This is a genomic window from Thiohalocapsa sp. ML1 (assembly GCF_001469165.1).
In the GTDB taxonomy this organism is placed as follows: domain Bacteria; phylum Pseudomonadota; class Gammaproteobacteria; order Chromatiales; family Chromatiaceae; genus Thiohalocapsa.
On record NZ_JABX01000013.1, the window covers coordinates 46,142 to 72,444 of the forward strand.

At 66.8% G+C, this 26,303-nt stretch carries 21 protein-coding genes and 1 pseudogene; 14 read left to right on the forward strand and 8 right to left on the reverse strand.

Annotated elements, in window-relative coordinates:
* Positions 1 to 55 precede the first annotated feature (55 nt).
* The 6 genes from greA (at position 56) to epmA (ending at position 5,218) form a co-directional block, all read left to right on the forward strand.
* Complete coding sequence (gene greA, locus ML01_RS10360; RefSeq protein ID WP_058555326.1) at positions 56 to 532, forward strand: transcription elongation factor GreA; 477 nt, start codon at positions 56 to 58, stop codon at positions 530 to 532.
* Positions 533 to 606: 74 nt separating this feature from the next.
* Positions 607 to 930: a DUF2845 domain-containing protein gene (locus ML01_RS10365; RefSeq protein WP_058555327.1), complete on the forward strand. Its 324-nt coding sequence runs from the start codon at positions 607 to 609 to the stop codon at positions 928 to 930.
* Positions 931 to 1,152: 222 nt separating this feature from the next.
* The gene (locus ML01_RS10370; protein WP_058555328.1) at positions 1,153 to 2,271 is read left to right on the forward strand and encodes an alpha/beta hydrolase; all 1,119 of its coding nucleotides are present in this window, start codon (positions 1,153 to 1,155) and stop codon (positions 2,269 to 2,271) included.
* A gap of 36 nt (positions 2,272 to 2,307) precedes the next feature.
* The gene (locus ML01_RS10375; protein ID WP_058555329.1) at positions 2,308 to 3,228 is read left to right on the forward strand and encodes a hypothetical protein; all 921 of its coding nucleotides are present in this window, start codon (positions 2,308 to 2,310) and stop codon (positions 3,226 to 3,228) included.
* Positions 3,229 to 3,499: 271 nt separating this feature from the next.
* Complete coding sequence (gene efp / locus ML01_RS10380) at positions 3,500 to 4,075, forward strand: elongation factor P (RefSeq protein ID WP_058555330.1); 576 nt, start codon at positions 3,500 to 3,502, stop codon at positions 4,073 to 4,075.
* Positions 4,076 to 4,234: 159 nt separating this feature from the next.
* Entirely contained in the window at positions 4,235 to 5,218 is a 984-nt protein-coding gene (gene epmA / locus ML01_RS10385; protein WP_058555331.1) for an EF-P lysine aminoacylase EpmA, read from the forward strand.
* A gap of 339 nt (positions 5,219 to 5,557) precedes the next feature.
* Here epmA and ML01_RS10390 read toward each other — a convergent pair.
* Positions 5,558 to 7,121, reverse strand: a pseudogene (locus ML01_RS10390) (AAA family ATPase).
* Positions 7,122 to 7,641: 520 nt separating this feature from the next.
* On the opposite strand from ML01_RS10390, the gene urtA reads away from it, so the two are divergent.
* The 7 genes from urtA to urtE all read left to right on the forward strand — a co-directional run bounded on the left by urtA (position 7,642) and on the right by urtE (position 14,946).
* Complete coding sequence (gene urtA / locus ML01_RS10395) at positions 7,642 to 8,976, forward strand: urea ABC transporter substrate-binding protein (RefSeq protein ID WP_058555332.1); 1,335 nt, start codon at positions 7,642 to 7,644, stop codon at positions 8,974 to 8,976.
* Positions 8,977 to 9,126: 150 nt separating this feature from the next.
* A complete protein-coding gene (urtB, locus tag ML01_RS10400; RefSeq protein WP_254045209.1) occupies positions 9,127 to 11,013 on the forward strand; it encodes an urea ABC transporter permease subunit UrtB in 1,887 nt (628 codons plus the stop codon).
* 350 nt (positions 11,014 to 11,363) lie between these two features.
* Positions 11,364 to 12,482, forward strand: a complete 1,119-nt coding sequence (urtC, locus tag ML01_RS10405) for an urea ABC transporter permease subunit UrtC (protein WP_058555333.1) — start codon at positions 11,364 to 11,366, stop codon at positions 12,480 to 12,482.
* Between the two features lie 84 nt (positions 12,483 to 12,566).
* The gene (locus ML01_RS28570) at positions 12,567 to 12,728 is read left to right on the forward strand and encodes a hypothetical protein (protein ID WP_156427644.1); all 162 of its coding nucleotides are present in this window, start codon (positions 12,567 to 12,569) and stop codon (positions 12,726 to 12,728) included.
* Positions 12,729 to 12,832: 104 nt separating this feature from the next.
* On the forward strand, positions 12,833 to 13,633 hold the full coding sequence (gene urtD / locus ML01_RS10410) for an urea ABC transporter ATP-binding protein UrtD (protein ID WP_058555401.1): 801 nt from the start codon (positions 12,833 to 12,835) through the stop codon (positions 13,631 to 13,633).
* A gap of 36 nt (positions 13,634 to 13,669) precedes the next feature.
* Positions 13,670 to 14,113, forward strand: a complete 444-nt coding sequence (locus tag ML01_RS10415) for a DUF29 domain-containing protein (protein WP_058555334.1) — start codon at positions 13,670 to 13,672, stop codon at positions 14,111 to 14,113.
* Between the two features lie 122 nt (positions 14,114 to 14,235).
* Positions 14,236 to 14,946 (forward strand): urea ABC transporter ATP-binding subunit UrtE, encoded by a 711-nt coding sequence (gene urtE, locus ML01_RS10420; protein WP_058555335.1) that lies wholly within the window; start codon positions 14,236 to 14,238, stop codon positions 14,944 to 14,946.
* Positions 14,947 to 15,926: 980 nt separating this feature from the next.
* Here the strand turns inward: urtE and ML01_RS28575 are convergent.
* From ML01_RS28575 to rpoH, 7 genes are all read right to left on the reverse strand, one after another.
* A complete protein-coding gene (locus tag ML01_RS28575) occupies positions 15,927 to 16,067 on the reverse strand; it encodes a hypothetical protein (protein WP_156427645.1) in 141 nt (46 codons plus the stop codon).
* Positions 16,068 to 17,144: 1,077 nt separating this feature from the next.
* The gene (gene nifS, locus ML01_RS10425; protein WP_058555336.1) at positions 17,145 to 18,383 is read right to left on the reverse strand and encodes a cysteine desulfurase NifS; all 1,239 of its coding nucleotides are present in this window, start codon (positions 18,381 to 18,383) and stop codon (positions 17,145 to 17,147) included.
* A gap of 229 nt (positions 18,384 to 18,612) precedes the next feature.
* Complete coding sequence (nifU, locus tag ML01_RS10430; RefSeq protein ID WP_058555337.1) at positions 18,613 to 19,512, reverse strand: Fe-S cluster assembly protein NifU; 900 nt, start codon at positions 19,510 to 19,512, stop codon at positions 18,613 to 18,615.
* A 256-nt stretch (positions 19,513 to 19,768) separates the two neighbouring features.
* Positions 19,769 to 20,272 carry a hypothetical protein gene (locus ML01_RS10435; RefSeq protein ID WP_058555338.1) on the reverse strand — a complete coding sequence of 168 codons (504 nt, stop codon included), beginning with the start codon at positions 20,270 to 20,272 and terminating at the stop codon, positions 19,769 to 19,771.
* A 244-nt stretch (positions 20,273 to 20,516) separates the two neighbouring features.
* Entirely contained in the window at positions 20,517 to 21,578 is a 1,062-nt protein-coding gene (locus ML01_RS10440; protein ID WP_058555339.1) for a cytochrome-c peroxidase, read from the reverse strand.
* Between the two features lie 310 nt (positions 21,579 to 21,888).
* On the reverse strand, positions 21,889 to 23,670 hold the full coding sequence (locus tag ML01_RS10445) for a hypothetical protein (protein ID WP_254045210.1): 1,782 nt from the start codon (positions 23,668 to 23,670) through the stop codon (positions 21,889 to 21,891).
* Between the two features lie 207 nt (positions 23,671 to 23,877).
* Entirely contained in the window at positions 23,878 to 24,738 is an 861-nt protein-coding gene (gene rpoH, locus ML01_RS10450) for an RNA polymerase sigma factor RpoH (protein ID WP_058555340.1), read from the reverse strand.
* A 641-nt stretch (positions 24,739 to 25,379) separates the two neighbouring features.
* Here rpoH and ML01_RS10455 point away from each other — a divergent pair.
* Positions 25,380 to 26,282: a neutral zinc metallopeptidase gene (locus ML01_RS10455; RefSeq protein WP_058555403.1), complete on the forward strand. Its 903-nt coding sequence runs from the start codon at positions 25,380 to 25,382 to the stop codon at positions 26,280 to 26,282.
* The last annotated feature ends 21 nt before the right edge of the window (positions 26,283 to 26,303 follow it).

A 26,303-nucleotide genomic window follows, 5' to 3' on the forward strand; every position in this document is an offset into this window, starting at 1 on the left:
AGACATCATCCGGGCGCGCGGTTGCCGCGACCCGGCTCCGAAGAGGACTTCACACATGACCCAGGTACCTCTGACCGCCAGAGGCGCTGAGCAATTGCGCGCTGAGCTCGATCACCTGAAGCGGATCGAGCGTCCGCGCATCATCGAGGCCATCGCCGAGGCCCGCGCCCATGGCGATTTGAAGGAAAACGCCGAATACCATGCCGCTCGCGAGCAGCAGGGCTTTGTCGAAGGGCGCATCAAGGACATCGAGGGCAAGCTCTCCCACGCGCAGATCATCGACGTCAGCACGCTGCCGCGCACCGGCAAGGTCGTCTTCGGCGTCACCGTGGATGTGCTGGACGTCGACAAGGACGAGGAGCACACCTTCATGATCGTCGGCGACGACGAGGCCGACATCAAGCAGGGCAAGATCAGCATCAGCTCGCCCATCGCCCGCGGCCTCATCGCCAAGGGCGAAGGCGATGTCGCGCTGGTGGACGCCCCGGGCGGCAAGCGCGAGTTTGAGATCCTCGCGGTCCGCTACGAGTAAGGCCCGGTCCGGTGCGCCGCATCCACAACCGTCCGGCCACGCCGCCTCGGTCCCGGGCCTCGGGCGGGCTGATCATGGCCCGCGCGGTGCTCCTGCTCGTCGGTTTGTGTCTTGCCGCACCGGCGCTCGCGCTGCGCTGCGGCGCCGGCGTCGTGAGCGAGGGCGACAGCACCTACGAGCTGCTCACTACCTGCGGCGAGCCGACGCTGCTTGAGCGCACCGAGCGACAGGTGCCCTACCAGGTCTACGATTACGTCTACGGCCGCTACGTGACCGCCTACGACAGCGTGCCCGTCGAGATCTGGACCTACAACTTCGGCCCGCAGCGCTTCGTGCAGCGCATCACCATCGACGACGGGCGCATCAAGCGCATCGAAAGTTTGGGCTACGGTCACTGAGGGGCCTGAGGCAAGGGCCGAGGGCACCTTCCTCGGCCCTCGGCCCTCGGCCCTAGATTCTTGGGGGCGTCGGCTGGTCGGGTGCGTCGGGATCGGTTGCTCGGTTCGATTTCGATAGCGATAGCGATAGGGAAGGGCCAAGGGCCGAGGGCCAAGGGCGCCCTCCTCGGCCCTTGGCCCTAATCCCCTGGCGTCCGCAACGGTCCGGAGAGAAACGAAATCATGTACGTCGTGACCAACCGCCAAGTGCGCGAAACCAAGCCGGGCCAGCCGGGCGAGCTTGGCATCTTCGGCAAGCAGCCGAATCGCAAGGGGCCGAACGAGCTCCGCATCGTGCGCGTTGAGCGCAACGGCAACGATTGGACCGCGGAGACGCTAAAGGACGAGATCCCTATCGCCGAGGCACGCGCGCTGAGCGTCACCTGGCATCTCGACATCGACCCCACCCAGATCCGGCATGCGAGCCTCAAGGTGGCCTGCGAGCTCTACGAGCAGGCGCAGACCCAGGGGCGCAACCTCGCCGTCTACCTGCACGGCTACAACAACGACATGCGGGACGTGGTGACGACGGCGGAGCAGATTGAGCGCGACCACGGCGTCATCTGTCTCGTTTTCAGTTGGCCCGCGAACGGCGGCGGCGTCATCTCCGGCACCAGCGCCTACCTGCGGGACAAGAAGGATGCGCGTGCGTCGATGGACGCGCTGAACCGCTTCTTCGAGAAGGTGCAGTTCTTCCACGAGAAACTGACGGAGGGCACCCGCAACCGGCTGAAGCAGGAGGCCGGCGCGCGCCATCCGAACAACCCAGAGCGCGCCCAGGCCCTCTACGTGCGGCTTTTCAACGACTGCTGCGACACCAAGCTGAGCCTGGTCTGCCACAGCATGGGCAACTACGTGCTCAAGTACGCGTTGCAGCCCGGGCTCGGCGGGGCGCGGGCGCTCTTGTTCGACAACGTCTGCCTGGTGGCCGCGGACACCAACAACGCCGCCCACGAGACTTGGGTGCAGGATCTCGACGTGCGCAACCGCGTCTACATCTTCATCAACGAGGACGACTTCGCACTCAAGTGGTCGCGCCGCAAGCCCGGCGAGGAGCAGATGCCGAGGCTCGGCCACTACATCAAGAACCTCATCGCCCGCAACGCCTTCTATATCGACGTGACCAACGCCCGCGGCGTCGGCAACGCCCACGGCTACTTCACGGGCGAGGTGCTCGCGGCCAACGCCGAGCTCAAGGACGTGTTCACGCGGGCGCTGAACGGCGGCAGCCCGGAGTCCGTTGCGGGCACGCCGCTCGTCTTTGCGGCGGACCTGAACGTCTACCGCCTCGCGCGGGTCTGACGCGCTAGCTGCCGCGCGCCCCGGCGCGAGTCCGCGATGAAGGCACTGCTCGACCTGGACCGCCTGCTCGCCGACGGCGAGATCACGCCGGGGCAGCACGCGCGGCTGCAACGCCTCGCCGCCCGCGAGACGGCGACGCTGGGGTATGGGCTCATCGCCGGCTTCGGCGTCGTCGCGGTGGCGCTGGCGACCATCGCGCTCTTGCCCTCGGCGCTGACGGCGCTGCTGCTCGGGCTCGCCGTTGCCGGCGGCGGGCTCGTGCTGCGGCTCGCGGCAGGGCCGCGCTGGCACTTCCTCGCCGGGCTCTGGGCCGTCATCGGCGGCCTGCTCGCCGCGGGTGGACTAGTGCTCGCGGCGGACGGGTCGGCGCTGGCCTATGTCGGCGCCGCGCTGCTGCTCGGCGGGCTCGGCGTCGCGGCGCGGAGCCACCTGCTCACGGTGCTCGCGGTGCTGGCGCTGGCCTCGGCGCTCGGGGCCGAAAGCGGCTACTTCGATGCGACCTACTTCCTCGGCGTGCAGGCGCCGCTCGCAACGGCGCTGTTGTTTGCGCTGTTCGCGCTGATCAGCTTCGTGGTCAGCCGGCGCCTGCCGGCGGACTTCGCCGGGCTCGCGCTCACGGCCGCGCGCACCGGCGTCTTTGTCGTCAACTTCGCGCTCTGGATCGGCTCGCTGTTCGGCGACGAGATGACGTTCGGCGGCGCGCACATCGGCATCCCGCCGGTCGCCTTCGCCGTCGCCTGGGCACTCGTGCTGCTCGGCGCCGGCCTCTGGGCCTGGCGCGCAGGGCGCCGCTGGCTCGTCAACCTCTGCGCCGTCTTCGGCGCCATCCACTTCCTCACGCAGTGGTTCGAGCGCCTCGGTGCGGCGCCGGGCTCGGTGCTCGCGGCCGGGCTCTTGCTGCTCGGCTTCGCGCTGGCGCTCCGGGCGCTGAACCGCGACGGCGCCGAGTCGGCTTAGCCCCCTGGGTACGCCGGATTCATCCGGCTCCCCTGGCTACGCCGGATTCATCCGGCTCCCCTGGGTACGCCGGATTCATCCGGCTCCCCTGGGTACGCCGGATTCATCCGGCTCCCCTGGGTACGCCGGATTCATCCGGCTCCCCTAACTACGCCGGATTCATCCGGCGGAGCCGCCACCCCCGGGCGTTTCGAGCTCGTGTCGCGGCCGCGCAGGGTGGGCTTCCGCGGTATCATCGCCGATTGTTTTTTTACCCCTGGAGTCACGAGGAATGGCGAGCTACAAGACCAACGAATTCAAGGGCGGACTCAAGATCATGCTGGACGGCGATCCATACACGATCGTCGAGAACGAGTTCGTCAAGCCCGGCAAAGGGCAGGCCTTCAACCGGGTCAAGGTGCGTAACCTGAAGACCGGGCGGGTCGTTGAGCGCACCTTCAGGTCCGGCGATTCCGTGGAGGCCGCGGACGTGATGGAGACAGACCTGCAGTATCTCTACAACGACGGCGACGGCTGGCACTTCATGGACACCGACAGCTTCGAGCAACTGACCGCCGACCCCGCCGCCGTCGGCGACTCGGCGAAGTGGCTGAAGGAGCAGGACATGTGCCGCGTGACGCTTTACAACGGCGCGCCACTGTCCGTTGAGCCGCCGAACTTCGTCGTGCTCACCGTCACCCAGACCGACCCCGGCATCCGCGGCGACACCGCCACCGGCGGCACCAAGCCCGCCACGCTCGAAACCGGTGCCGTCGTCAACGTGCCGCTGTTCCTGGAGGAAGGCGAGCTGATCCGCGTGGACACCCGCACCGGCCAGTACCTGTCCCGCGCCAAGGACGACTCGTAGTCCAGGGAACGCGTGGCCCCCGAAATCGGGCAAGCCGTCAGGGCTCAGACCCCGAGGTCGACGCGGCGGTCGACGCGGCGGTCGCGCTCGGTCCCGAGCGCGAAATCCAGCCTGATCCCGATCTCGCGTTGACGCACGTCCGCTCCGACGCCCGCACGCATGCCTGAGGTGACCGACCCCTGGCGCCCCTGCGCCGACCTGCCGGCGCTGCGGGCACGCGCCCGGCTGCTCGCCGAGCTGCGCGCCTTCTTCGCCGAGCGCGGCGTGCTGGAGGTGGAGACGCCGATCCTGTCCGCCGCCGCCAATCCGGACCCGGCCATCGAGCCGCTGCACCTGGACGCGGCCCTCACCGGCGACGGCCCCCGGCGCCGGTATCTCCAGACTTCGCCGGAATTCCCGATGAAGCGCCTGCTGGCCGCCGGCAGCGGGCCCATCTACCAGGTCTGCAAGGTCTTCCGCCTGGACGAGCGCGGCCGTCGCCACCACCCCGAGTTCACCATGCTGGAGTGGTACCGGCCGGGCTTTTCGCTCGACGAGCTGATGGACGAAGTGGCGCTGCTGCTGCGCCGGCTCGCCCCGACCGACCCGCTACCAGTCGCGCGCATCCGCTACCGAGACCTGTTCTACGACGGCCTCGGCGTGGACCCCTGGCGCACCTCGCCCGCGGCGCTGCGGGCGGTCGCCGAGGCGCGGGGCATCGCCGGCGCCGGGGAGCTGGATCTCGACCGCGACGGCTGGCTCGATCTGCTGCTCTGCTGCTGCCTGGAGCCGGAGCTGGGCTGCGCCGGCCTGACCTTCGTCTACGACTATCCGCCGAGCCAGGCCGCGCTCGCGCGCGTCATGCCCGGCGAGCGGCCGGTGGCGCGGCGTTTCGAGCTCTATTGGCGGGGCCTGGAGCTCGCCAACGGCTTCGACGAGCTGGCGGACGCCGCCGAGCAGCGCCGCCGCTTCCGGCAGGACCTCGCCGTCCGCGCCGCGCGCGGTCAGGACGCACTGCCGGCGGACGAGCACCTGCTCGCCGCGCTGGCGTACGGCCTGCCCGCCTGCGCCGGCGTCGCCCTCGGGCTCGACCGGCTGCTGGTGTGCGTCTTGGGCGCCGACCACATCGACGCGGTGCTGGCCTTTCCGGTGGAGCGTGCCTAGCTGACGGGCTAGGCAGCACTACCCGAGAAGGCTCACCTGTCCATGGCGGAGCGTCAGAGGCTCCGCTCGTTCGCCGATGATTCGAAGGCGTGCCGTAGCGACCGCAGCGGGAAGAGCATCGGTATCTGGTGACACCGCTCCCGCGGTGTCACCCGTGTGTCGGCGCTCCGCGCCAAGGCGTGAACGCGCGACCGGACAGCGCTGCCAGGTTCGGCCGGCGCCGCCGGCCGTGGCGGACGGGTTTGCGCCAACGGCAGCGAGCAGCTCAGCTCAGGGCTTGAGAACATCGCGGCACCGGAGAGATAGCCAGAGCACTGCGGGTCAAGATCCGGCACCTCGTCAGCGACCCGGTGCTGGGACCTGCTCCACCTCAAACCCCACCACCGTGCGCCGCTCGCGGCTGAATTCGACGCCGATCAGGTGGATGGGTCGGTCCTCGCCGCGGTAGCGCGCGGCATAGTCCTTGTCCTTGAGCTGTTGCAGCGCGCGCCCGTCGGGGGTCAGCTCCACCACCTTGAATTCGAACAGATAGATCTGGCCGTTGAAGCGCAGCGCCAGGTCCAGCCTTCCCGCGTTGCTCGCTTCCTCCGGGGTCACATCCAGGCCCAGCGCCGCGAATACGGCGTAGAAGACGCCGGCTGAGTGGCCCTCGTAGCGGCTGATCTTGTTCTTGCGGTACCAATCCGGCGGGATGGCGTCGTAGAGCGCCGTGAAGAAGCGCTCCAGGCCGGCGAAGTCATTCGCGAGCAGCAGCTCGTAGAGCCGGCTCACCCGGCTGCCGGGCCGGTGCGTGCTCGGCGCGATCTGGTCCAGCAGCGCCCCGGTCAGGCTCGCCTGCACCTCCAGGTTCGGCCAGCGCAGCCGGTACTCGATCAGCGCGCCGAGCTGGCGCACCGCGTCGATGGTGAGATAGCCGGCCTGAAACAGCAGTGCCTCGGTGGCGATGTGGTCCACGTCGAAGGATGAGAGCAGCGCGTCGCTCGTGAGCATGCGGCCCAGGTCCGGCACGAAGACCTCGCGCTCGATGAGCAGATCCACCAGAAACTTCGGCGTCGCCGTCTCGAACCACCAGGGGCGGAACTGGCGAGCATCGAACAGGAGCAGCACGTCGAAGGGGTTGTAGACCGCCTCGCCGGTCCAGTTGTAGCCGTTGTACCAAGCGCGAATCTGCGCGCGGTCCAGCCCCGGCAGCTCGGGCGCGAATACCGTGTCGAGGTCCGCTTCGGTATAGCCGCAAATGGCCGAATAGCGCGCGTCTACGGTGATGTCCTTGAGATTGTTGAGCCCGGAGAAAAGGCTCACCTTGCTGAACTTGGACACGCCGGTCAGAAACGCAAACCGAATGTGCGCATCGCTGTCCTTAGATGACCGAATAGAGGTTCCTGAGCCCGTCGCGGATCTCGCGGGCGGCCTCCGGGCGCGTGATGTTGTCCAAGATCGGCTTGTCGTACTCGTCCACCAGCACCACGACGCGCTCGCCGGATTGTTCATGGGCCTGACGGAGCAGGTGCCGAAAACGCCCGGACAGCGTCGCTGCCTCGTCGGCACTGCCGAGATCGCGCTCGTTGTCGGTCAACAGATCACTGATCTTCGCGTCCAGCTCCTCTGCACTCTGCACCACGCCGCCGCCGAAACTGAGCCGAACCACCGGATAGCGCCGCGACCAGTCCCAGCGCGCCTGCGCCTCCAGCCCCGCGAACAGTGCCTCGCTCCCGGCGAACAGCTCCGCCAGCGTATCCAGGAACAGCGACTTGCCGAAGCGCCGCGGCCGCGACAGGAAGTAGTGCGTACCCTCGTCGATGAGCCGCAGCGCAAACCCCGTCTTGTCCACGTAGTAGTAGCCGCCCTCGCGGATCTCGCGGAAGGTCTGGATGCCGATGGGGAGCTTCTTGCGGGCGGACATGGTGCCTCCGACGCCTTCGGGAACAGCCTGCGAGTCTAACCCTGCACCCGCGCCGGCGGCGCGCCGGACGGACGGGCTGCTTGACGCTGGGGCTCAAGCGTGTCCGAATCGCGAAGCGGGTGCTGGACGAGATCTCGCCGCTGCTGAGGGAGGGCGTGAGCGTGAGCCTCAGTGATCGAATCATGGGGGACGCTTGAGGCCGGTTGCATCCGAACATGATCCGCGACGATTTGGTGCTGGTGAAGCAGGCGCTGGCGGATCCGGCGAGGACCGACGATCGAAAACGGACGCGTCTCCAGCGATGCACCATCACGGGTCGTGCCAAGTCGCGACGGTGCGCCGGATGCGCGATTGTGGTGCGCGCGTCTGGGCGTATGGGCGCTTCCGAGCTTTATCGTCGGATGCTTCCCTTTCGCTTGAGTAGCTTGCCCGCTTGGCTCGGTCTTTGCTTGGCTTCTGGGCCGATGGCGGCATGCCCGTGCCGCCGACGCCTGATCAACCTACTCGGAGCATCGAACCTATGCGGAAGACAGCACCCGTCGCATCTCTGCTGAAGACACTCGCCCTGTCCGGGGCACTGGCCCTTGGCCTTGGCGCCGGCCACCTGTCGGCCCAGGAAGAGGCGGCGGCGTCCGGCGAGGACGCCATCAAGGTCGGCGTGCTGCATTCCCTGTCCGGCACCATGGCCATCAGCGAGACGACGCTGAAGGACACCATGCTGATGCTGATCGAGCAGCAGAACGAGAAGGGCGGTCTGCTCGGCAAGCAGCTCGAAGCCGTGGTGGTGGACCCGGCGTCGGACTGGCCGCTGTTCGCCGAAAAGGCGCGCGAGCTGCTGGAAAAGGAGAAGGTGGCCGCGGTGTTCGGCTGCTGGACCTCGGTGTCGCGCAAGTCCGTGCTGCCGGTGTTCGAGGAGCTGAATGGGCTGCTGTTCTATCCGGTGCAGTACGAGGGCGAGGAGTCCTCGCGCAACGTCTTCTACACCGGCGCGGCGCCGAATCAGCAGGCCATCCCGGCGGTGGACTACCTGAAAGACGAGCTCGGCGTCGAGCGCTGGGTGCTCGCTGGCACCGACTACGTCTATCCGCGCACGACGAACAAGATCCTTGAGGCCTATCTCAAGCAGAACGGGGTTGCCGAAGAGGACATCATGATCAACTACACGCCCTTCGGTCATTCCGACTGGCAGTCCATCGTCGCCGACATCAAGAAGTTCGGCTCCGAGGGCAAGAAGACCGCGGTGGTGTCCACCATCAACGGCGACGCCAACGTGCCCTTCTACAAGGAGCTTGGCAACCAGGGCATCTCCGCCGAAGACATCCCCGTGGTGGCCTTCTCGGTGGGCGAGGAAGAGCTCTCGGGTATCGACACCAAGCCGCTGGTGGGCCACCTGGCGGCCTGGAACTACTTCATGAGCGTCGACGCGCCCGAGAACGAGACCTTCATCGAGACCTGGCAGGACTTCATCAAGAGCGACCAGCGCGTGACCAACGACCCGATGGAGGCCCACAAGATTGGCTTCGACCTGTGGGTCAAGGCGGTCGAGAAGGCCGGCAGCACGGACCCGGACAAGGTCATCGACGCCATCGTCGGGCTTGAGACCGGCAACCTCACCGGCGGCACGGCCAAGATGCTGCCGAACCATCACATCACCAAGCCGGTGCTGATCGGCGAGATCCAGGAGGACGGCCAGTTCGCCGTCGTCTGGCAGACCGAGGAAGAGGTCCCCGGCGACGCCTGGTCCGATTACCTGGAAGGCTCCAAGGACCTGGTCGGTGACTGGACCGACCCGATCAACTGCGGCAACTACAACACCAAGACCAAGGAGTGCCTGGGCGCCGTCGCCGCGGAGTAGACATCGCGACAGCCCGTGCCCCTGTGGTGCGCCGCCGGCGGCGGCGCTCCGCATGGGTACGACAGATTTCCTGCGACGAGCCGACGCCGGCCCGTCCCCGCTCTTGACAGCGCGCGCCGGTCGCGCCTGTAAGCCAGGACCCATTTCCCGATGCGGCAGTTGAAGCTCGAAGCCCCGCGCCGTGGCGCGCCCCGCCGCGGGTCGCTGTTCGCGGCGCTCGCACTCGCGGTCGGTGCTCTGGTCATCGGCGGCCCGCTCGCCGCGGAGACCGCGGGCGTGGACGAGCCGGTCGCCGTCGAGCTGCCGGCGGTGCCCGTGTCCGCAGCGGCCGAAGCCGCCCCCGAGCCGGAGGCGGACATCACGGTTCCGGAGGCGGACACTGCGGCTGATGCTGAGCTCGCCGAGCCTGCCGAGCCCGCGATGGCCGCCGAGCCGGCCGCGGCGCCCGAGGCCGCCGACGCAGCACCGCCGGTCGCCGACACCGCGCCCGAGCCCGCGGCTGCCCGCCCGAGCCTCGATGCCGCCGTCGCCGCGCTCGCGGACCGCTCCTTCAAGGTGAAGGAACAAGCCGTGGCGGACATGGCCGCGAGCGGTGACCCGCGCGCCGCGGAGCTGCTGAAGGCACTGCTCGCGGGCGAGCTGTACGTCAAAAAGGACGACGACCGCATCGTCTTCGCCGAGCGCGCGGGCGACGGCTTCGCGCTCACCGATGCGCTGTCGGGCGACGCCCTCGGCGAGGTCGGCCGCCGCGACGCCACCAAGATCACCATCAACAACCGCATGCGCGGGGCGGTGCGCACCGCCATCGCGGCGCTCACCCTGGCGAGCCCGGACCCAGCGGTGCGCCTGTCCGCGGCCCGCGAGATGGTCGGCACCGCGGACCCGGACGCCTTGGCCGCGCTTCAAGCCCAGCTTGCGCAGGAAGACGATGCAGAAGTCAAAGACGCCATCGGGCTCGCGCTCGCCATCGCTGGCCTGCGCGCCGAGGCAGCCGCGGATCGCGTGGCGGCCGTCGAGGCGCTCGGCGGCAGCCTGTACCCGCAGGCGCGCAACGCGCTCGATACGCTGATCGGCAGCGAGCAGGACGAAGCCGTGCTTGCCGCGGCCCGGGCGTCCCGCGCCGACATCGAGCGGCGCCTGCAGAACAACCGTCGCATCGAGACGCTGTTCTTCGGGTTGAGCCTGGGCTCCGTGCTGGTGCTCGCGGCGATCGGGCTTGCGATTACCTTCGGCGTCATGGGCGTCATCAACATGGCCCACGGCGAGCTGATTATGATCGGCGCCTATACCACCTATCTGGTGCAGCTCGCGATGCCGAACGCCATCGACTGGTCGCTGTTCGTGGCCATTCCGGCGGCTTTTCTGGTGGCCGGGCTGTTCGGCGTCGCCATCGAGCGGGGCGTGATCCGGTTTCTGTACGGCCGCCCACTGGAGACGCTGCTCGCGACCTTCGGCATCAGTCTGATTCTGCAGCAGCTCGTGCGCACGACCATCTCGGCGCAGAACGTCATTGTCGAGAACCCGAGCTGGATGAGCGGCTCGCTGCAGATCAACCCAGCGCTGTCGCTGACCTTCAATCGGCTCTACATCCTGGTGTTCGCGCTCTTGGTGTTCTTCGCGCTGCTGATGATCTTAAAGCGCACGGCGCTCGGACTGCAGGTGCGCGCGGTGTCGCAGAACCGGGCCATGGCGCGGGCCATGGGCGTGCGCTCGGCGCGGGTGGATGCGCTGACCTTCGGGCTCGGCGCCGGTATTGCGGGCGTGGCCGGCGTGGCGCTGTCGCAGCTCACCAATGTCGGCCCGAACATGGGTCAAGCCTACATCATCGACTCCTTCATGGTGGTCGTGTTCGGCGGCGTCGGCAACCTCTGGGGCACGCTGGTGGCGGGGCTCACGCTCGGCGTCGCGAACAAGCTCATGGAACCCTGGACCGGCGCCGTCCTGGCCAAGATCCTGGTGCTGGTGTTCATCATCCTGTTCATCCAGCGCCGACCGCGCGGGTTGTTTCCGCAGCGGGGGCGGGCTGCTGATGGATAAGGGGCTAGGGGCTGGAGACAGGGGCTAGGTGCTGGGGGTTAGGTGCTAGGGGCTAGAGGCGACCGGCCCACAGTCATGGGCTCGTGACACCGCTCTGCGGTGTTATGAGTCGGGATCGGGATCGGCGACTGGCTACCACGCTGTAGCGTGGGAGCGAGGCGGAGGGCTCCCTTGGCCCTTGGCCCTCGGCCCTTTTGCCCGCAAGCGCCGTGTCGTCGTGAATCGTTTGCTTGCGATTTCGATAGCGATTTCGATAGCAATTTCGATAGCAGTTTCGATAGCAGTTTCGATTGGTGCGCCTTGTCGAGCTGACGCGGCACCGCATCGACAACCTTTAGGAAGCGAGCCAGATGGGTCTTTTGAAGCCATTGCGAGGCGATACCGGCGGGCAGGTCATGCTCGGCGTGCTGCTGCTCGTCGCCATTGTCGTGCCGGTGCTGAACCTGGCGGTGCCCGATGGCAATCCGCTGCACGTCAGCACCTACACCGTGACGCTGCTGGGCAAGTACCTGACCTATGCGCTGCTCGCGGTGGCCGTGGACCTGGTCTGGGGCTATCTCGGGATATTGAGCCTTGGCCATGGGGCCTTCTTTGCGCTTGGCGGCTATGCGATGGGCATGTACCTGATGCGCCAGATCGGCGATCGCGGCGTCTATGGCGACCCGATCCTGCCGGACTTCATGGTGTTCCTGAACTGGCCGGAGCTGCCCTGGTTCTGGCAGGGCTTCGACCAATTCTGGTACGCGTCGCTGATGGTCGTGCTGGTGCCGGGCGTGTTGGCCTTCGTGTTCGGCTGGCTTGCGTTCCGTTCCCGTGTTACCGGCGTCTATCTGTCCATCATCACGCAGGCGCTCACCTATGCGCTGATGCTTGCCTTCTTCCGCAACGAGATGGGCTTCGGCGGCAACAATGGGCTCACGGACTTCAAGGACATCCTGGGCTTCAGCCTACAGTCGGACGCCACCCGCATCGGGCTCTTTCTGGCCTCAGCGCTGGCGCTGGCGCTCGCCTACCTGGCCTGCCGCTGGATCGTCGGCTCGCGGCTTGGTCGGGTGGCCGTCGCCATCCGCGATGCGGAGGCCCGCACGCGCTTCATCGGCTACCGCGTCGATCGTGTGAAGGTCGCCATCTGGACCTTCTCGGCCGTGCTGGCCGGCATCGCGGGCGCACTCTATGTGCCGCAGGTGGGCATCATCAACCCGGGCGAGTTTTCGCCGCTCAATAGCATTGAGCTGGTGATTTGGGTCGCCGTCGGCGGGCGTGCAACGCTCTATGGCGCGGTCATCGGGGCCATCGTCGTCAACTACGGCAAGAGCTACTTCAGCGGTGCCTTCCCGGAGGCTTGGCTGTTCGCCCTTGGCGGGCTCTTCGTCTTCGTGACGCTGTTCCTGCCGCAGGGCATCGCCGGGCTGTTCCGGCAGTTGCGGCGCCGGCGCAACGGCGCGGCGGCGGCGGGCGTGACGGCATGAGCGCCGCCCCGCATGGCCCGCGCCCCGGGACCGCGCATTGGAGTCTAGATTGAAGACCAACCATCTGGTAAAGGGGGTGACAGCATGAGCAACGGCAATGATGAGGCGCGGGATCTGCTGCGCCGCAACCGCGCGTTTGATTTCAGGTTTAGGCGTCAGTCTTGGCCCCAGTTCAGGGACGCCATTCGCCGCGACCGTCAGTTCGCGTTTGTGGTGAAGGCCAAGGGCCGGAAGCAGGAGGATTGAGCTTGAGCGCGGGTGGAGACAAAGGCGTGCGCGATCTGTTGCAGCGCGGTCGCGCCTTCGATTTCAGCGGCCAGCAGCAAGCGTGGCTCCAGTTCAAGGAGTCCATGCGCCGCGATCGAACCTTCGACTTCATGGTCAACGTAAAGGACCTGAAGCTCGACGTGAGCCACGGCCCGATCCTCTACATTGAGGATCTGAACGTCAGCTTCGACGGCTTTAAGGCCATCAATAATCTGAACTTCTATGTCGACGCCGGGGAGCTGCGCTGCGTCATCGGCGCCAACGGTGCCGGCAAGACGACGATGATGGACATCATCACCGGCAAAACGCGGCCGGACTCCGGCTCGGTCTTTTTCGGCCAGCAGATCGACCTGCTCAAGCTCAGCGAGCCCGAGATCGCCGAGATCGGCATCGGCCGCAAGTTCCAGAAGCCGACGGTGTTTGAGCACCACAGCGTGTTCGAGAACCTGGAGCTGGCCATGGCCGGCGACAAGCGCGTGTTTCGGACACTGTTCGCCAAGCTCAACGGCCCGCAGCGCGACCGCATCGACGAGGTGCTCGGCATCATCGGCCTCCGCGAGCATGCTCATCGCGACGCCGGCAGCCTATCCCATGGCCAGAAGCAATGGCTCGAGATCGGCATGCTGCTGATGCAGGACCCGCTCCTGCTGCTGGTGGACGAGCCCGTTGCGGGCATGACCCACCAGGAGATGGACCGCACCGCGGAGCTGTTGTTGTCGTTGCAGGGCAAGCACTCGGTGGTCGTCGTCGAGCACGATATGGATTTCGTCCGCTCCATCGCGAATCGCGTCACGGTGCTGCACCAGGGCAGTGTGCTCGCCGAGGGCAGCATGGAGCAGGTGCAGAACGACCCGCGGGTGGTGGAGGTTTATCTCGGCGAGTAGAGTTGCGGCGCACCTTGCCGCCGAGGGCCGACGCCAATGAGCACCGACTACGACACCGATTTTCACGCTTGGGCACAGGAACAGGCCGGGCTGCTTCGGGCCGGACGCTTCAGCCAGCTCGATATCGAGCACGTCGCCGAGGAGATAGAGGACTTGGGCAAGCGGGAGCGGCGGGCCTTGCAGAGTCGGTTGGGCGTCCTGCTCGGGCACCTGCTCAAATGGTGTTATCAGCCCGAGTACGTGAACCGCAAGTCGTGGCGCGCGACCATCAACGCCCAGCGGCGCTTGCTTGCACAGTTGCTCGATGAGAATCCCAGCCTGCGCGCCGGTCTGCCCCAGGTCATTGAGCGGGCCTATGCGGACGGTCTAGATCTGGCGGTGGCCGAGACGCCACTCGATTACGTTGCCTTTCCGGCGACCTGCCCATGGTCGGTTGCTGAGATCCTCGGGGATCACTGGCCGGATGCTGCACCGGGATAGCGCAACGCGCTTGGCGTTGCGGGGCGCTTTCCGGGTATGCCGAGGTTAGCTTGGAATCAAACCGATCGCGATCCCGATTGCGATTCCGATCCCGATTTCGATTTCGATGGAGCTCCGCCAACGTGCTGACCATCTCCCGACTCAATCAGTTCTATGGCGAAAGCCATACCCTTTGGGACCTGGATATCGAGGTGCCCGCTGGCCAGTGCACTTGCGTCATGGGCCGCAACGGCGTCGGCAAGACGACGCTGATGCAATGCATCATGGGGCTGTTGCCGCTGCGTGGCGGCGACATGCGCTTCGATGGCGCCGAGATCGCCCGGCTGTCGGCGGAGCGCCGTGCCGAGCTCGGTATCGGCTACGTGCCCCAGGGCCGGCAGATCTTCCCGTTGCTCACGGTGCAGGAGAACCTCGAAATCGGCCTGCCCGCGCGGCGCGCCGGCAAGCGCCACAACGGCAAGGATCAAGTCCCGGACTTCATCTTCGCGCTGTTCCCGGTGCTAAAGGACATGCTCGGCCGCCGCGGCGGCGACCTGTCCGGCGGCCAGCAGCAGCAGCTCGCCATCGGGCGCGCGCTGGTGCTCGACCCCAAGCTCCTGATCCTCGACGAGCCCACCGAGGGCATCCAGCCCAACATTGTCCATGAGATCGGCGACATCATCCGCCACCTCATCGACGATCTCGGCCTCACCGTGCTCTTGGTTGAGCAGAAGCTCCCCTTCGCGCGGCGTGTCGCCGACCGCTTCGTCATCCTCGACCGCGGCCGGCTCATGGCCTCTGGGCCGATGCCGGAGCTGACCGACGAGCTGGTGAGGCAGTACCTGACCGTGTAACGCTCCGGCGGGCTAGACGGGTGCGGCCTCCGCATCATGTCCATCAGATGGTGCTATGTCGCGCAGACGACACAAGAAAAAGATATGTCGCGCAGAGACGCAAAGGCGCAGAGAAGAAGAGAATGAGAAGAGCAGCGCAGTGGGAACATCGAGAAATGCTCTTTCTTCCTTTGCGTCTCTGCGTCTCTGCGCGAGTTTCTTCTTGTTCTCCTTCTGCGCGAGCCTTTTCTTGCCGCATCGCAACGGGTTTCGACATCATTTCGAGGCCGCACCCGGCTAGACCAGGGGATGTTGGGGTTCGCACGTCATTCTAGCGATACGGGTTAGTAGGCGCAGAATTCCACCGAAGAAAACGCCGACTCCGAGAGAACCATGATCTCGTAATCACCCCTCGCGGTAGTGCGATAGTGAATCTCGTTGGCGGCTACGTTTTGACCCGGAATCTTTCCCGTCGGGCCGGTCACATAAACGTCAAACTGCCGACTGTTTCCCGTGTTACGTGAGATGAAGGTTTGATCTCGGCCTAACCCCAAAACGAAGCGTTTGCCTCCGGAGAAGTCGCCGGTATAGCTTCCGCAGTAGCTTCCCTTTGCAAATACAATACGCGTAGTCTCGGCCTGCGTCGCGAGAGGTAGAACACCGATGCCCGTCAACGATCTCCTCGGCGTAGAAGTCGCGAAGGTGCTGGAGGGCGTCTCTCGTGCCGAGGCTCTGCCTCGGCACGTGTCTTCGCGGCTCTGCCGCCCGGCGCCCTGCACTGGTGGCAGAGCCGTCGGGCGGAATACGCTGCGGAGTGGGATCCTCGGCGCCGCTCAGAATGGGTGTACTTCCCGCCGTGCCCATTCCTCATCGCCCTAGGGGCAGAGCGCCCTTCGAGGCGCGACGCCGCTGGAGCGGTGTCGCGAGTGGATTGCGATTGCGTGACCGGCTGAGTGGCGACCGCGCCGGCTCCCGTGGCCGGGAGCCGGACCGGGCTCGGGTCAGAGAGCAAGCAGCCAGAGGCTTGCGGCGGTGAGCAGGGCCAGCAGGGCGACGGTGCGCGGGGCGGCGCCGTGGGATGGCTCGGCGCGCAACGCGATGGCGGCGGGGCGACGATGCTGATGGATGCGGCGTCTGCTCATGCTCAGCACCCCACGATACAGCTTTGGGCGAGGATCTGGGCCTCGATGACGCGGTCGAAGGCTGGGTTGCGGTGCGTGCCAGTCATCTGTGCCAGTTGCAGCGCCGTCGGGGCGAAGCCGTAGGGTTCGTAGTCGTCGCCGGAGTCCGCACGCAGTCCGCGTAGCCGGCGGGGTCGAGGTTCGCATAGTCGCTCTCGCGCATGGTCATTGTCTCCGCTTGGATGGACCGCTGTTGGCCGGAAGGCTTGTTAACGGTATTGCGAAGGGCGTGCCAGGGGGCGGCGGTGCGGCTGGGTCAGTCGCTGGCGTGCAGGTTAAGGTCTTGTGACGACGAGTATTTTCGGTCAGCGCCCGAGCGCATCATCGCAGTGGTCGACGATCTGGTTGCGCGCCTGGGGTGCATGTACCGACCGTTTGGGTAGGTTTTGCCCGTTGTCGGTGCATTGCAGGTGGCGGGAGGTCGGGAGTGTCGGATGCACTCCTTGGCTCGTGCGATGTCGCTTAGGAACGCTTCAGAAACACGCGGTACAGTCGGCGGTCTCGCCTAGGGTAGGGCTCCTTGCCGTCTTCATCGAAATCGAAATCGGTATCGAAATCGCGCCTCTAACCGCGATAGATGCTCTGATCAACCGATCGAAAAGACGGCAGGTGCGTGCTTCTCGTGGCCCGGTGTCATGTCGTGCCGATCCCGATAGCGATCCCGATAGCGATCCCGATAGCGATCCCGATAGCGATCCCGATTTCGATTTCGATAGCGATTGAGTACCGGTAATTTCATAGACGCAAAGGGCAGACGCAGAATTGGTCGATTCAACCAACATAATGTGCCTTAGTCGCGGATTCTGAATGCGTTTCTCAAATCTCTATCTCTCTTCTCTTCTCTTCTCTGCGCCTTTGCGTCTCTGCGCGAGATATCTTTCTCCCGGCTGCGATCGCCCAACGTCGGGTAGCGCTACGCTGACCCGGTTGACGAGTGTACCGCTCTCTTGTGAATCTTCACGGGACATCCGGCGCGGGCATTGAGCCCGCGCCGGATGCGGCCGACTAAAGTCGGCGCACCCGGGGGTGCTCGGGTGCTCAGGCGTAGGCGGGCTGGAAGGCCAGCTCGGGCTCCGTGACCGGCGCATTGGCGGCGGCGTCCCAGTAGGGCGAGAGCTTGCGGAGCTGGGCGACGATGGGCGGCACGGCCGCGATGACGCGGTCGATCTCCTCGGCCGTGTTGTAGCGCGACAGCGAGAAGCGCGTGGTGCCGTGGGCGGCGGTGAAGGGGATGTCCATGGCGCGCATGACGTGGCTCGGCTCCAGGGAGCCAGACGTGCAGGCGGAGCCGCTGGAGGCCGCGATGCCGAGCTTGTTCAGCAGCAGCAGGATGGCCTCGCCCTCGATGTATTCAAACGCGATGTTGCAGGTGTTCGGCAGCCGGTTGGTGGGGTCGCCGGTGACAAAGCAGCTCGGCACCGTGGCGAGGATGCCCTTCTCCAGCCGGTCTCGCAGCATGCGGACCTGCGTCTTTTCTTCATCGATGTGCGCCAGCGCCAGCTCGCAGGCCTTGCCCAGCGCGACGATGGAGGCGCTGTTCTCGGTGCCGGCGCGCCGGCCGCGCTCTTGGTGGCCGCCGCGCAGCAGCGGGCGGAAGCGCGTGCCGCGACGCAGGTAGAGCACGCCGACGCCCTTCGGCGCATGCAGCTTGTGCCCGGACAGCGACAGCATGTCGATGGCGGTGTGCTTGAGGTCGATGGGCACCTTGCCGACGGCCTGCACTGCGTCGGTGTGGAACATGACGCCGGCGGAGCGCGCGAGCTCGGCCATCTCCTCCACCGGGAACAGCGTGCCGGTCTCGTTGTTCGCCCACATCACCGAGACGATGGCGACCTTCTCCGACAGCAGGTCCATGTACTGCTGCATATCGAGGCGGCCCTTCTTGTCCACCTTGAGGTAATGGACCTTGTAGCCGTCCTTTTCCAAGTGCTCGCACAGCGACAGGATGGCCGGGTGCTCGACGACGGTGGTGATGATCTCCTTGCGCTCCGGCTGCGCCTTGAGCGCGGACAGGATGGCGGTGGAGTCGGACTCGGTGCCGCAGGAGGTGAAGACGATCTCGGAGTCCAGCTCGGCGCCGAGCAGCGCCTGCACCTGCTGGCGGGCGGTCTTGATGGCGCGACCGACGCGGTCGCCGAACTGGTGCAGCGACGACGGATTGCCGAACTGCTGCGTGAAGTAGGGCAGCATGGCCTCGACCACCACGGGGTCGACCATCGTCGTGGCGTTGTTGTCCAGATAGATGCCTGGGGCCGGCGCGTTGGCTTCTGAGCTCATGGCTGGTCTCTCTTGCTTGGCTTGTTGGGCGGCGATGTCGGGGGCGTTGCGGCGCCGGCAGGGCCGAGGGCCAAGGACTGGGGGATAGTACGGAGTACGGAGTACGGAGTACGGAGCCGATATTTCGTACTTCGGACTCCGTACTTCGTACTTCCTACTCCGTACTTCCTACTCCGTACTTCCTACTCCGTACTTCGGAAGCAGGGCGGGCGCCGGCGCGGCGTCGCGCTCAGGCTGGGGCGCCTCGGCCCTCGGCCCTCGGCCCTTGGCCCTTCCCCGCAGGCAATACGCGCACGAACTCGCCCAAGTCTTCGACGATGCGCTGCTGGATGCCTTCCAGCGTCGTGGACGCCATCTGGCAGCCGGCGCAGGCGCCGGTCATGTTCACGTAGACGTTTTTGCCGTCGACGTCCACCAGCTCCACGTCGCCGTGGTCGCGCTGCAGGTTCGGGCGGATGGCCTCGATGGCGGTCTCGATGCGGCGGATGCGCGCGAGCGTGCCGAGCTTCGGTTGGCCGGCGGGCGGGGGCGGCGCGGCGGTCGGGTCGAAGGTCTTGCCCTGCTCGGCGAGGACGCGGGTGAGGATCTCCTCGATGCCCTCATGGCAGGCGGAGCAGCCGCCGCCGGCCTTGGTGTAGTTGGTGACCTCCTCGACCGTGCTGAGCGCATTGGCGCGGATGGTGTCTTCGATGAGCACGGTGTCGACGGCGAAGCACTTGCAGATCAGGGCGCCTTCCTCGTGGTCGTCCTTCCAGACCTCGCCGCGGTAGTTCGCGATGGCGGCCTGCAGCGCCTCGCGGCCCATCACGGAGCAGTGCATCTTTTCGGGCGGCAGGCCGTCCAGATAGTCGGCGATGTCCTGGTTGGTGACCTTGAGCGCGTCGTCCAAGGTCATGCCCTTGATGATCTCGGTGAGCGCGGAGCTCGACGCAATGGCCGAGCCGCAGCCGAAGGTCTGGAAGCCCGCCTCCAGGATGGTCTCGGTGGCCGGGTCCACCTTCAGCGTGAGCCGCAGGGCATCGCCGCAGGACAGGGAGCCGACGTCACCGACGGCGTTTGCATCCGCCACGGCGCCGGCGTTGCGGGGGCTGAAGAAGTGCTCTTTGACGGTGTCCGAATAGTCCCACATGGCTCGACTCCGGTTGCTGGCGGGTGCCGGATGCCCTCGGCGCTTGGTGCAGGCCGGGGTCGATCCGATTGACAAACCTCATGAAGAGTCGGGCAAGCAAACATCGCGCCAGTGTTTGGCGTCGTCGATAAATCCTTATGGAACAAGTGCGTGCGGTGCGCGAGTAAACGGACGGTCATTGTCGGACATACGACAGGCAGCATTGGGGCTGGCGGGCAGCCGACAGTCCACGCGCAGGTCTGCTGCGCCGCGGGTCTCAGCGTACGGGACGCAGAACGGCTTGGAGCGCGGCCGGATGACCGTCGGTGAGCACGTGGATCAGACCGGGCCTGCCGTCGCGCTCGCCGATGTGCGTGCGCGCACCGTCGCGGAGCACGAAGACGGTGACGTAGTAGCGCAACTGCGGCTCCAGCGGTGCCGCCTCGCCGAGGCGGACGGCGACCCGGGTCGGGCTGCCGGTGGCGTGGCGGAAGGGCTGCTCGCGGATATCCACGAGGCTCGCGGGCGCGTCCGCGAGCAGCGGCTCGATGGCGTAGAGCCGGACCTCAAGGGCGTGGTCGGCGATGCTCGCCATGTCGGCGGGCGCCGTGATGCCGACATCGACGCGGGCGGGCTCGGTCGCAGACGCGCCGCTGACCCGGATGGCGAGCAGCAGCAAAGCGAGAAGGCGCCAGCGGTCGGCCGCGGACGGCCGCTTGCGGGCGGGGACGGGCGTGCTGTCGGTGCGCCGGCGGCAGGCGCTTGCTGCGGTGTCGGACATGGCTAAACGGGGTGCTGCTGCGGCTGGGGCTAGATTGCTTGACGGCGCCTGTTTGCAGATGAGTCAAGTTTCACAACGACACGGCGCTTGCAGGCAAAAGGGCCGAGGGCCGAGGGCCGAGGGCCGAGGGAGCCCTCCTCGGCCCTTGGCCCTCGGCCTTTGGTTATTGCTTAACGGCGGCGCCTTGGGCTAGATGGCCGGGGAGCTCTGTCCTCGGCCCTCGCCCTTGGCCCTCGCCCCTTCCCTAAAGCTGCGGCCGCGGCGTCTCCGCCGTCTCCACCGGCAGGATCGGGTACTCCACCTTCGGTTGCTCGCCCGTGAGGGTCTCGAGGAAGGTCGCGATGCTGGTGACCTCGTCATTGGTGAGCTTGGCGCCGAGCTGCGCGGTGCCCATGACGGCGACGGCCTGTTCCAGCCCCCAGACCTTGCCGGAATGGAAGTACGGCGCGGTGATGGCGATGTTGCGCAGCGGTGCGGCGCGGAACACGTACTCGTCGGAGACCGTTTCGGTGACCTGGTAGCGGCCCTTGTCGTCCGGCGGCAGGATGTCGGCGCCGGGGCGCTCAATCAAGCCGAACGGATAGTAGTTCTGGCCGCCCAAGTTGATGCCGCTGTGGCAGGCGGCGCAGCCCTTGTCAATGAAGGTGTTGAGGCCCGCCTTCTGCGCATCCGTCAGCGCACCGTCGGCGCCCTCCAGGAACTGGTCGAAGGGCGCGTTGGGCGTCACCAGCGTGACCTCGAAGGCCTCGATGGCCTTGGCCATGTTGTCGAAGGTGACCGGGTCAGCTTCGCCCGGGAAGGCGCGGGTGAAGTGGTCCACGTATTCCGGCATGCTCTTCAGCGTGATGACAACGTTCTCGGGCTTGTTTGCCATCTCGACGCCGGCCTGTATCGGGCCCTTGGCCTGGGCCTTGAGGTCTTCGGCGCGGCCGTCCCAGAACTGGGCGGCGTTGAACACGGCGTTCAGCACCGTTGGTGAGTTGCGCGGACCCGTCTGCCAGCCGTGGCCGACGGAGGTCGGCATGTTGTCGTCGCCGCCGGTGCCGAGGTTGTGACAGGTGTTGCAGGAGATGACCCCGGACGCCGACAGGCGCGGATCGAAGAAGAGCATCTTGCCGAGCTCGATCTTCTCGCGCGTGACGGGGTTGTCGGTGACCGCTTGCAGACCATAGGGCACGGGCTCGAGGCCGACGCCCTTGGCCTTGTCGCGAAGCGCGGCGTCGTCGGCCTGAGCGGCGACGGCGCCGAGCAAGAGGGCGGAAGCGATGACTGCGCCGGTGGGGCAGCGGAACGGAATGGCTGTCATTGTGGCTGATTCCCTAGGTTTCCGAGTGGTGATTGCGGAAACGCAAGGCTAACCCGCCGCCGCGCCGTGCACGTTGCGCTGGCTCAGCAAAATTGCGGAGGCAGCCCTAGCGAGGCAGAGCCTCAGACCGACCAGAGCACGGAGCGTTGTCTTGCGCAGCGCGCTCGTCGACGCATTGAACCAAGGGTCAAGGGCCGAGGGCCGAGGAGGGCTCCCTTGGCCCTCGGCCCTCGGCCCTTTTGCCTCGTGAAACTTGACTCATCTGCAAACACTCGGAGCCGTCAAGCAATCTAGGTCGGTGAATCTTCGATCAATGCACGCCGGTGACGGGCATCATATCGACATCGCAGGCGCCACCGACGGCGACGCTCACGCTGCGCCCACCGCCGCGGCAGGACTCGCCTAAGTCCTGGATGCGGCAGTTGAGCGCGATGGGCTTGCCGGCGCTGAGCCAGCTCGGCGTCTTGCGCCAGCGGCCCACCTTGTTGAAGCGGCAGCCGGGCGATACGCCGTAGGCCGTGCAGCCGCCGCCGCCGCCCAGGCGCACCTTGCGACCGTCGACGATGAAGCCCGGATAGTTGTCCTCGATGCGGATGGCGTCGCCCCAGTCCTCTTGGTCGAAGCGGAATTCGCGGAAGCGATAGCCGCCGCCGACGCGCTCGCCCACCTTGATGCGGGCGTTCGCGATCAGCGCATGGTCGCCGCCGTTGGTCGCCACCGCGCCGGACATGTACTCGATGCGATCCTGCTGCGGGAAGCACTTGCCCATGGCCGGCGGGTGGTAGTAGTGGCGCATCGCCGTGAGGTCGGACAGGGAATTGCCCGGGAACAGCTCCAGCAGTGCACCGTCACCGCCATACAGAATGCGTTCGGCGTCTCCGACGCTCTGCGTGTACATGGCCTGGACGCGATCGTAGAAGTCCTTGTTCGCCAGATCCGTGCGCAGGTAGCAGGCGGTGAGCCCCGAGATCATGGTCAGGTACTCATCCCAGATGTTGTATTGCGACACGTCCGACGACACGCCCTGGAAGTCCCCCGGGAAGCGGCAGCCCTGCCGGCCAAGGCACTGGCCGACGGCGCGGTTGCGCACCGAGAGCACCACGGTGCTGCGCTCGCAGGCGCCGTAGGCGGAGCAGCCGCGGTCGAGATGGCCCTCGTAGATGGCCGTGCGCATGCTGTAGTCGAGGTGTTTGGCGCGCGCGAGGGTCTCCTTGTCCCACTTGCCGCCGTTGCGGGCGGTGAAGTCGTCCCAGGCCGAGGCGAGCCGGTTGCGCCGGCCCGTCATGCGGGTGTTCACGCTCGCGCACTGGGGCGAGTTGTGGAAGCTGCGCACGATCTTGTCCAGCGTGCTCTGGCCCGCGCGCTCCGCGGCCTGCTGATCGCCGCGACCGGGCGGGTCGAAGAAGGGCGACTTCTCCAGGGCATAGAGATCACGCACGTTGACGACGCGGTTCACGCCCGGGCCGCAGTGGTGGTTCTTGACCTGCTTCGCCTTCTGTTCCGCGAGCGCCCGCTCGAAGGCGCGGGTTGCGGACTGATCGGACGCCTTGGAGGCATCCACGACCAGCTCGAAGCCGACGAAGGGCGTGCCGCTTGCGTCCGTCAGTGCGCGGCCGTTCTGGACCACGAGGCAGGGGATGACGACACTGCCCTGGGTCAGCGTGCCGGACTGGGCACCGGGACCGTTCGGGCCGATGCGATAGGTCGGCACCGTGAGCGGGCCGTTGAACTTGTACAGCGTCATCACCGGTGCCGCCGGGATCGCGGCCTGGGCCGCGGCGGGCACGAAGGTGATGGCGGAGCAGAGGGCTAGGCCGACGAGGGCTGGTCTCAGTGTGCTTTGCATGGCGTCAGGCTTGGGTCCTTGAGTGCTCGGGATCGATAGGGTCGCGTTCAATTCGGGTTGCGTGGCGGCCGTTCGGCCGCGGCTCGGCGCCGTCCGGGCGGGCTCAGGGCCGCGCTGCCGGCGGGGCTGCACCTGCGGCAGCCGCGAGCGGCCGTGGCGCAGGTCGGGGTCGGGCTCGCCCTGGAGCGCGCTGCCGTCGACGGCCGGGAACAGGTCGGAGACCACGAGCCGGTCACCGGGGCTCACGTCGCCGGCGATGATGGCATATTCGGGTTGCAGGCTCGCGACTGCCAGAGGCGGATAGTGCGCCTGCCATCCTCAAATCGGTAGACGCGAGCGCCGGGCAAAGCGGCCCGCGGCAACAGGCTGCGGTCGGCCGCGGCGCTGCGCGGCGCAAAAAAAGCCCGCCTTGCGGCGGGCCGGTGCAAACGGCGCATCAAGCTGCGTCGAAAGCTACATCTCGAGCTGAACCCGGAGCTTGTTCATGGCGTTCTTTTCGATCTGGCGGATGCGCTCCGCCGACACGCCGAACTGCTGGGCGAGCTCGTGCAGGGTCTGCTTTTTCTCGCTCAGCCAGCGCTCGCGCAGGATGGTCTTGCTGCGCTCATCGAGGCCTTCCAGCGCCGCGAACAGCCGCTTGCGCTGGTGGGCGTCGGTGTCCTCGCGCTCGAGCTGTGTGGCGGGCTCCATGCGCATGTCGGGCAGGTAAGTGGACGGGGCGGACGGGCCCTCGTCGTCGTCGTCGTCGTGGCCGTCGAAGGCCATGTCATGGCTGGCGAGGCGTGACTCCATTTCGAGCACGGTCTCGGGTTTCACGCCCAAGTCCGCGGCGACGTCTTCGACCTCCTGCTTCGTGAACCAGCCGAGGCGCTTCTTGGCGCTGCGCAGGTTGAAGAACAGCTTGCGCTGGGCCTTGGTGGTGGCGACCTTCACGATGCGCCAGTTACGCAGGATGTATTCGTGGATTTCGGCGCGAATCCAGTGCACGGCGAAGGACACCAGGCGCACGCCCACATCGGGCTCGAAGCGGCGCACGGCCTTCATCAGGCCCACGGTGCCCTCCTGGATGAGGTCGGGCAGCGGCAACCCGTAACCCAGATAGCCGCGGGCGATGCGGATCACGAAGCGCAGGTGCGACAGCACCAGACGGCGGGCCGCGGTCATGTCGCCGTGGTCGCGCAGGCGCAGGGCCAGAGTGCGCTCCTCTTCCTGGGTCAGCACGGGGATCTGGTACGCGCTCGCGATGTAGGCGTCGATCGTGCCGGTTGACAGCGAGCCGATGTTGGCGATGTCGGTGGTGGTGGCGTCGGTCATGGCGTCTATACCTGAGTGAAAAGCTCTGAAATTATGCTAACAAGCCAGAGCGGCTTTGACAACATTGCTCACCGGGTTTTCGAGCAGCTTTTGAACGGAAAGTTCCTGCGACAAGAGCTGGACATTTCCGACTTCGATTCATGGTAATCAAAGCCTGGCCGCGCGCAACGCTTTTCGCGCGCCGCTACGTGGTTGTCCGACAAATGGTGCTTCTGCGGCTTCGTCCGGCGCTTGGCGAAAGCCGTTGGCTTAGCGTAACGCATGGGTAGTGCTAAGGAAAACGTCCATATGCACCGGTGCTCTTCTGGGTCGGAGCAACACGCCGGGCGCCGGGTCGCGGCCGTGGCGGGGCATGGGCGTCGGCGCGGAGTCTCGTTGCTGAACCTGTTCACAGTCTTAGGCTTGGATGCGCTGGTGCGCGCGGATGTTCCGATGTCCGGGGCACGGATGCCGATGGGCTCGCCGCTGGGCAGCACAGGCGCCGCTACGCCAAATACCCGGTCACGCCCGCTGCAATGTCAGCCGTTGGCGTCCAAGCGGCCATGCAGTTGCGCAGGGTTGCGCCGATCCGGAGCCTGGCGCGCAATGACGCGGATGCTAAGATCCCGGTTCAATGTCTCCGCATCGTTTGGACCATCGACATGCGCTGGAGAACGGGCCGACGCAGCGACAACATCGAAGACCGGCGCGGCGTTCGGGCGGGCGCCGGAGGTGGCGTGCGGTCGCCGGTGGGGCGGCGCACGGCCGCGGGTGGCGGGCTCGGCCTGCTGCTCTTGCTCGTCCTGGGGCTGCTCTTCGGTGTCGACCCGGCGCTGCTGGTCGGTCTCACGGGCTCGATGCAGGAGCCGGACACGCGCCGCGAGGTCCCGGCCGGCTACGCCGGTCTGACCGCCGCGCGCCAGGATGAGCTCGCGGACTTCGTCTCCGTGGTGCTCGCCGACACCGAGGACACCTGGCGCGAGCTGTTCGCGGCGGGCGGCGCGCGCTATCGCGAGCCCAGGTTGGTGCTGTTCTCGGGCCAGGTGCGATCCGCCTGCGGTTTCGCCGAGGCCGCCGTCGGCCCCTTCTATTGTCCGGGGGACGAGAAGGTCTACATCGACTTGTCCTTCTACGACGACCTGAAGCACCGTTTCAAGGCCCCGGGCGACTTCGCTCAGGCCTATGTCATCGCGCACGAGGTGGGCCATCATGTGCAGAACCTGCTCGGCATCTCGCCGGAGGTCAGCCGCGCCCAGCGCGCCGCTGGCCGCGCAGAGTCGAACCGCCTGTCCGTGATGCTGGAGTTGCAGGCGGACTGTTTCGCCGGGGTTTGGGCGCACCACGCGGACCGGGACCGGAGCATCCTGGAGCAGGGCGACATCGAAGAGGGCCTGAACGCGGCGGCGCAGATCGGCGACGACCGCATGCAGCGCCGTTCCGCCGGCTTCGTGGTGCCGGACAGCTTCACCCACGGCAGCAGCGAGCAGCGCGTGCGCTGGTTTCGGCGCGGATTGCAAAGCGGCAGCATGCAGGGCTGCAACAGCTTCGAGGCGGCGCGGCTGTGACGCGGTGCGCCCCGGGCAAGC